Genomic DNA, 7,644 nt, shown 5'->3' on the forward strand with positions numbered 1-7,644 from the left:
TTTGCCTTTTTGAAACAGAAAACAAGCACACAAACCCTACTAGCGTGCGCCCCAAACCCCAAACCTTTTAGTTTATGGAAAAGAATTTTACTCGATTACTTAGTGGTTTTACCCACTATAGGAAGTACATAATTGCCTTTACCAGCCTGATGATTCTCGCTGGTTCTGTGTATTTATATGCAAATATCGCGGCAATTACACCTCAGCCGGTTGTTGTATCGGCTGATTTAGCTGTTGGAGGCCCGTCGGCAGGTTTTACGGAGCTTAATCCCATTATAATACAGGAAGGCAACCAAAAGGATTTTTTAACTAACTCTAATGGTTCATTTATTCTAACTGCCCCAAGCGGATGGGTTTTCAGACAATCTGGGGTTGTTCCACAAATCACGGCGGCAGGTCAAACTCCCAATGTAACCGCAGGAACAGTAACCTATACCTCAACTACTATAACTATACCTGTCTCAGTCATTGGAGAGAACCGGGTAGATAGAATAGCAATCAATGGAGTTGCATTACAGGCATTAGCGGGTACAGTCTTACCTGCACGCGCAGTTACAATGTCACTCACAGGATTTAGTTTACCTGGTTTTAGCTCACCTACGACAGTAGCCAACATTTCTCAAACTTATGGTAGTGCCCGTAAATTAGCTTTTGACCAGCAACCTACTACCGCAAATATATACGCTCCTATTGCTCCCATAACTGTGCTGGTTCAGGACTGGGCAGGTAACACGGTAACAAACGCTTCAAACAGCGTTGTGCTTGCAATTAGTACCAACCCAGGAGGCGGTAATTTGGCAACAGGGACAACCTCTTTTTCAAACGGAGTAGTAACCTTTTCAAATTACAGCATTGACGCATCTGGAACTGGCTATACGCTAACAGCATCTAGCGGCACACTTACAGCAGCCACAAGCGCTGCTTTCAATATTAACAGCACACAGCCTGTGCTGGATGAAATTATTGCAGGCTGCTTCACAATCGGCCAAGGCCAACAGACCATTACTCTAAAAGGCTCCAACTTTGCACGCAATGCAGTTGGTCGCGTTGGAACCAGCAACAGGCCTACTACATTCGTTAGCACTACAGAATTAAGGATGACATTGCTGGAATCAGATTTGGCGACTGCAGGTAATAAATCTATAAACGTACTTAACCCTAATCCATCTGCAGCCGCTTCGGCTAGCCAGATAGTAGTAGTTCACCATACTATTGAAACTGCCACAATTGCCAATAGTACCAGAAGTCCGGAATGTACCGGACTCAGTAGAACATATACCGCACCGGCAGACTTTACTGCGTATGAGTGGACGGTATCAGAAGGTGCTACCATAACTTCTGCGACGCCTAATTCAAATTCGGTATCTGTCAGATACAATGATGTTGCACCAGCCTCAGGTAAAATAACTATAACTGTAAAAGCTACAAATCCATGTGGTGTGGCTGGTACTCGTTCATTTGATATTCTGGTTAACCAAACTCCTCCTGATGTCATTACCTATGATACACCACTTGTATTCTGTGAGGGAGGTTCTGTAGTTCTTAAAGCTCCTGAGGCTCCAGCTGGAGAGGAGGCGTACCGCTACCAATGGCTTTTTAATGGAATAAATATTCCTGATGCAACAGCATCTACCTATACAGCTACAGAAGCAGGAGGTTATAGACTAAGGGTTACTGCAGCAGATCCAAATGTTTGTAGCAATTTATCCACTACAGTGACAGTATCCATCACCTCGCCGCTATCACAAGGTGAAATTACAGGTGGTACAGCTTACTGTCAACTTGCTGCTGTCGCTTCAGCAGATGCGCTTACAGCTACTGCAGAAGGCGGAACATACAATGACGGGACCTCCATCCGCACGAAAACTTACCTATGGGAACAGAGTTCTTCAGCTAATGGACCCTGGACAAATGCTACTGGTACAACAAGCACCGCAGCAAACTACATTCCTTCCACTGCCGATGCCGGCACCATGTATTACAGAAGAACTGTATTTGCCGGAGGCTGCGAAAATACCACAGCACCAGTGGCGGTGAAAGTAACCCCTACTATTAACAACGAAATCACGACAGATAATCAGGTGGTTTGTTCCGGTGACGACATTGTCACTCTGTCTGGTACTCTTTCCGGTGGGGATCTGAATGATGTTACTTATCTGTGGGAGCAAAGCCCGAACGGCACCACCACCTGGACTGCGGCTGTAGGTGCAAATACCGAAGCAAGCTATTCTCCGGCCACTGAGACTGTAACAGCTACCAAAACCACCTACTACAGACGCAAAGTGTCATCCGGAAGCTGCCTGGATAAACCAAGTAATGTGGTGAGTGTCAAAATCACAGCACGTCCTGTAGCCTCAATCACACAGGGCACCAATACGTATTTTTGTCCTCCGGGTACTGCTGCCCTAACCGCTGCAAGTGTTACAGGAGCTACCTACGAGTGGTTTAAAGTCGGTGAATCAGAACCGGTTGGAGCACTGCGTTCTATTGCTGTGCCGGAAGCGGGCGAATACTATGTTGTTGTAACCGCCAATAATTGCTCGTCCACTTCTGCTAACATCACAGTGCAGGAAACCGTTGTGGGCAATAACATCCTGAACAGCGAAGACCAGGTAGTTTGTTACGGCACCACTCCAGAAGCCCTGGAGGGCAGTACGGCCACCTCTACTTTAGGTACAGTTTCTTATCAGTGGCAGGTGAGCACCGACGGCAGTACGTTTACAAATATTACAGATGCAACGGATGTTAACCTTCCTCTTGGAATTCATACTGCTGACAGATGGTACCGCAGGATAGCGACAGTTGGCAGCTGTTCTGTTACCAGTGACATGATTCAGGTGGCAGTGAAGCCAGAGCTCAAGGTGACTAACATCCCAGCCTCCGCCACCCCGGTTTGTAACAACACACTATTTGAATTTGATCCTATAGGAAGTGTTGCAGGCGCTACTTTCGCCTGGACCAGAGCTGCAGTAGATGGCATCAGCAATGCAGCGGTAACGAATGGTGGAGGGGGTATAAACGAGACCCTAATCAACACTACTGCTGCCCCGATTGATGTTACCTATAGCTATACCACCAGTGGCAATGACTGTGTGGGTGCGCAACAAAACCTGGTGGTACGTGTAAATCCAACGCCAGTGCTGAGCAGCACGCTAACACCTGGCGCTGTGTGTAGCGGAGCTACCTTTGCCTATACCGCACAAAACACAGTAGCAGGCAGTACCCGATATGATTGGGTCCGTGCCGAAGCCGAAGGAATTACTACGACAGCGCCTGCGAGTGGCTCTGCAACTAGCAGCACAAGTGCCAGCATCAGCCATGTTTTGACCAATACTACGGCTAACCCGATCGATGTAACTTACACCTATACCCTGACAACAAACGGTTGTTCCGGACCTCCTCAAAACGTGGTTGTACGGGTAAACCCACGACCACAGCTGAGCAGTACGCTAACACCAGTGGCTGTTTGTAGCGGCAGCGCCTTCAGCTATACCCCTACGAGTGCAACTGCGGGAGCGACCTATACCTGGACTAGAGCAGCGGTAACAGGTATCAGCAATGCGGCCGTAACCACACCTGTGGAAGGCGGCATCAATGAAACGCTGGTAAACACGACTGCTACCCCAAAAGTTGTTACTTATCGTTATACTACCAGCGCCAACAGTTGCTCGGGTACTGCGGAAAGCGTGCAGGTAACGGTAAATCCAAGTCCAGTGCTGAGCAGCCCGCTCACAGCGAGTGTATGCAGCGGTGCTACGTTCAACTACAGCCCAACAAGCGCTACTCCTGACGCCACCTTCTCCTGGACAAGAGCGGCATCTGCTGGAAATGCAGCAGCCAACGGCACTGGAGACATCAGCGAGGTATTGAATAACAGCAGTACGGCCCCCATCACGGTGACATATCAAATCACCACACGGGCAAATGGTTGCGACGGAGCAAACCAGAATTTGGTAGTAACTGTGAATCCTAGACCTGTATTGAGCACCCCACTTGCAGCAACTGTCTGCAGTGGCACCGCCTTTAGCTATACCCCTACAAGTGCGACGCCAGGAGCGACCTATACCTGGACCAGGGCAGCAGTTGCCGGCATCAGCAATGCTGCCGTGACCAACGGTACAGGCGCAGTGAGCGAAACGCTGGTAAACACAACGGCGAATCCAATAAATGTAACCTATGTCTACACGACGACGGCAAACGGATGTGCTGGTAGCACTCAGAATGTGGTGGTTACGGTGAACCCAAGGCCGGTACTCAGCAGTACGCTAACCCCAACAGCAATCTGCAGCGGCGCCGCCTTCAGCTATACCCCTACGAGTGCGACGCCAGGAGCGACCTATACCTGGACCAGAGCAGCAGTAACAGGTATCAGCAACCCGGCCGTGACGACCCCTGTTTCAGGTAATGTGAACGAAACGCTGGTGAACACAACAACTAGTGCAATCAATGTAACCTATGTATTCACAACAACAGCCAATGGCTGTACTGGTACGCCTCAAAATGTAGTGGTGCGGGTGAATCCAAAGCCAGTGGCTACTTTTAGCGGAGTAACAGATGGTCAGGTGGTATATTCAGATGGAGGTAACATCACACTTACTCCGACAGGAGCCACAGGAGGTACCTTCTCCATTGTGTCACCAGCAAACACTCCAGGGTTAAGCACAAGCGGCACTTTGAATCCATGTGAAGCGTTGGGTAATGTTACAGAAAAAAATATTACCATTCGCTACGAGGTTACTCAAGGTACGGGGGCTAACGCCTGTAGCAGTTCTGAGGTAAAAACTGTTACGTTGAAACGCTCTAACTACACGGTCATTATCCTGGCAGACCCTTACCCTACCTGCCGCGGTCAGATCACCGAGTACACTGCTTATGTTTATAAAGATGTAACCAGAGTGATATATCCTTACCTGGCAGATGCAAATGGTATAGCAGTGGATGCAAACGGCAATAAATTAGGTGATCTGACATTGCCTATTACAAACCCGGATTATCCTTTCCCGAACAGAGAGAGCATGCCGAAAATTTTGTACGACAATGCCTGGCGTTATTTCCAGCCAATTGTGGAAGGAGGTACACTGATGCCAGCAACAAACTTCAATTACCAATGGACTAAAAACAGGACCAACTTCTTTGGTCCGAACGCTCCTACCATTCAAAACGCAGGCTTGTCGTCTTTAGATTATTATGCAGTTGAGGTAACCAGTAAAAATAGTGGTTGTGCCCAGCCTATCACATCTAAGATGACGAACAGGATGTATACCTCTGCTACAGTCGACTATGAGGTTGCTCTGGCGTCTGATAAAACTACTATTTGCCCGGGAGGAGGAATTATATTGACGGCGGATTTAAATGATGCTTTTGCCTTCTGGGGCGATATTAAGCTGACACTCTACTGGATGCTGGACCGCGGAGGAGTTATATCACAACTAGGCGAAACTGTTTATAGCAGCGGAGACAAAATCCAATTTCCAACTGCAGGGCCAAGTGGTGGCTTCCTGGATGGAGACAAAGTGTTTGTTGAATTCAGCTCGGCATTAGATCAATTCAACAACGCCAACAAATGCGCCAGAGGTTTTATAACCAACATTTTACCTATCACGGTAGTAGGACCTCAAACACTAGCAGGCGGAGGCGCTTATTGTGCAGGCAGTACAGGCGTTCCTGTTAGCCTAGCAAGCTCACAGCAAAACGTGTTCTACCAGTTGAAGCGTGATGGTCAGCCTGTTGGCAACCCGATTGCTGGTACTGGAGCGTCCCTGAGCTTCGGTGATCAAACTGTGGCCGGTGAATACACCGTAGACGCCCTGGCTGCTATAGGTACCACAGCCTGCTTGAGCTTTGGCTCAGTCAATGTGGTTATAACGCCTCTGCCTTTGGTGCAAACCCTAACCGTAGGAGACGGGGGAGCTTATTGCGCAGGTGGAGCAGGTGTTCCGGTGACATTAACCAGCTCTCAGAGTAACGTTAGGTATCAGCTGCAAAGGACAGTAAATGGTGTAACAAGCAATGTAGGGCTAGCGGTTATTGGCTCTGACGGACAGGCTATACCTTTTGGAAACCAGACGGAAGCAGGCACATACTCAGTTCTTGCTACTACAATTCCTACACCGGGAACCGTGGCTGCCTGTCCTCAAAGCATGGGCAATGCAGTAGTTACCATTACCCCGTTGCCTTTGGCAAACAGAACATTCAACAACCCTTCGTACTGCTCCTTATCAAGTGATGGTGCTGACATCATCCTGCAAAATCCGGAAAGCGGAGTGGCCTATGAGTTGTTTGATGGAAGTAAGTCACTGGGGGCCTTCGTTGGAACGGGCAGTACCCGTAGTATAGCTAATGTACCTGCAGGGTCATACACAGTGAGAGGAGTAAATAACACGACCACCTGCGTAAATCCATCTGTAGGCAGCGTAACGGTGACTGATACCAAGGCAGAAACAAATGTTATCGGCGACATGGCTTATAAGTGGGTGGGGCCAGACAAGTGGGAGTTGAGAGCTTTACCAGAGACTACTATTCCTGAAACTACGATTCCGGCAGGCGCAACATACAGCTGGTATGTCAAAGAACCAGGGGATACAGACTTTAGATTGCATGCCCGCGGAACATCTGAGACCATCACTGTCTCCGGCTTTCCTCAAGGAACAGAAATTGTTGCTGAGGTTTCACTGACAGACGGAATGTGCCAGCTGGTACAGTTTGTTCCTGGCGAAATCATCCCGCTTCCGGTCGAGCTCATCTACTTCAAAGCCGAAAAGCGTGGCAACGATGTAGCAATGGAGTGGGCAACGGCTTCTGAACAGGACAGCAAAGGTTTTGAAGTACAGGTATCCACGGATGCAAAGAACTTCAGAAGCCTGGGTTTTGTGGAATCGCTCAACGGAAACTCGAGCATGAAGCAGGTCTATACCTTCGTCGACAAGGAGAATGGCAAGTATGGCACACGCTACTACAGGCTCAAGCAGGTAGACCTGGATGGCGCCTTCGAATACTTCAGCACCAAGGCCGTACAGTTCGGTGCAGTGGTAGCCAACAAGGTGAAAGCGTATCCGAACCCATTCCAGTCAGAGATCGAGCTGAGCATAGATGCGGAAGTGGAAGGCGATGTACTGGTGACGGTAACCAACGCGACGGGGCAGCAGCTGGTGCAACGTACCATCCGGGTGGAGAAAGGTGCCAACATCGAAAAACTTACCCTGGATCCGACACTGCCACGCGGTATCTACATCATCTCTACCCGCATGGGAGACTTCCAGAATCATTTCAAATTACTTAAACAATAAACTATTAGGGTTTTAAAGCTGAAAGAGCCGGGTACTTTACCCGGCTCTTTTGCTTTTTACCCTTGGTGTCAGATCCGGCAGCCCGCTATACCTGTTATAATACTTTTACTTTGAGGCTGTGAGGTTGCTGCGGGGAGTCGTATACCTTGTGCCTAGCTTTGATGAAGTTTTCTTCCTTTGCATCAAATCTATTGGCCGCATGCTTTTGTGGGTTGCGGTCTACGAGCGGAAACCTGGCGCTCTGAATCTGCACGTTGGGTTGTAAGGATGTCTGCTATACCTGTCAGCAGCTATACCTTTCTATACCTGTTCTTCTTTTCTGTTCGACTTCTTGTTGTCATTTCGACCAACGGGAGAA

Annotated in this window: 2 protein-coding genes; one reads left to right on the top strand and one right to left on the bottom strand. The window is 48.7% G+C overall.

The window, feature by feature from the left end:
* The first annotated feature begins 1,715 nt into the window (after positions 1–1,715).
* Positions 1,716–7,286: a T9SS type A sorting domain-containing protein gene (locus OB13_RS17620; RefSeq protein WP_461491499.1), complete on the top strand. Its 5,571-nt coding sequence runs from the start codon at positions 1,716–1,718 to the stop codon at positions 7,284–7,286.
* A 94-nt stretch (positions 7,287–7,380) separates the two neighbouring features.
* On the opposite strand, the gene OB13_RS17625 is transcribed toward OB13_RS17620, so the two are convergent.
* The gene (locus OB13_RS17625) at positions 7,381–7,539 is read right to left on the bottom strand and encodes a hypothetical protein (protein ID WP_461491500.1); all 159 of its coding nucleotides are present in this window, start codon (positions 7,537–7,539) and stop codon (positions 7,381–7,383) included.
* Positions 7,540–7,644: the final 105 nt, after the last annotated feature.

The sequence above is a fragment of the Pontibacter sp. HJ8 genome (genome assembly GCF_054824225.1).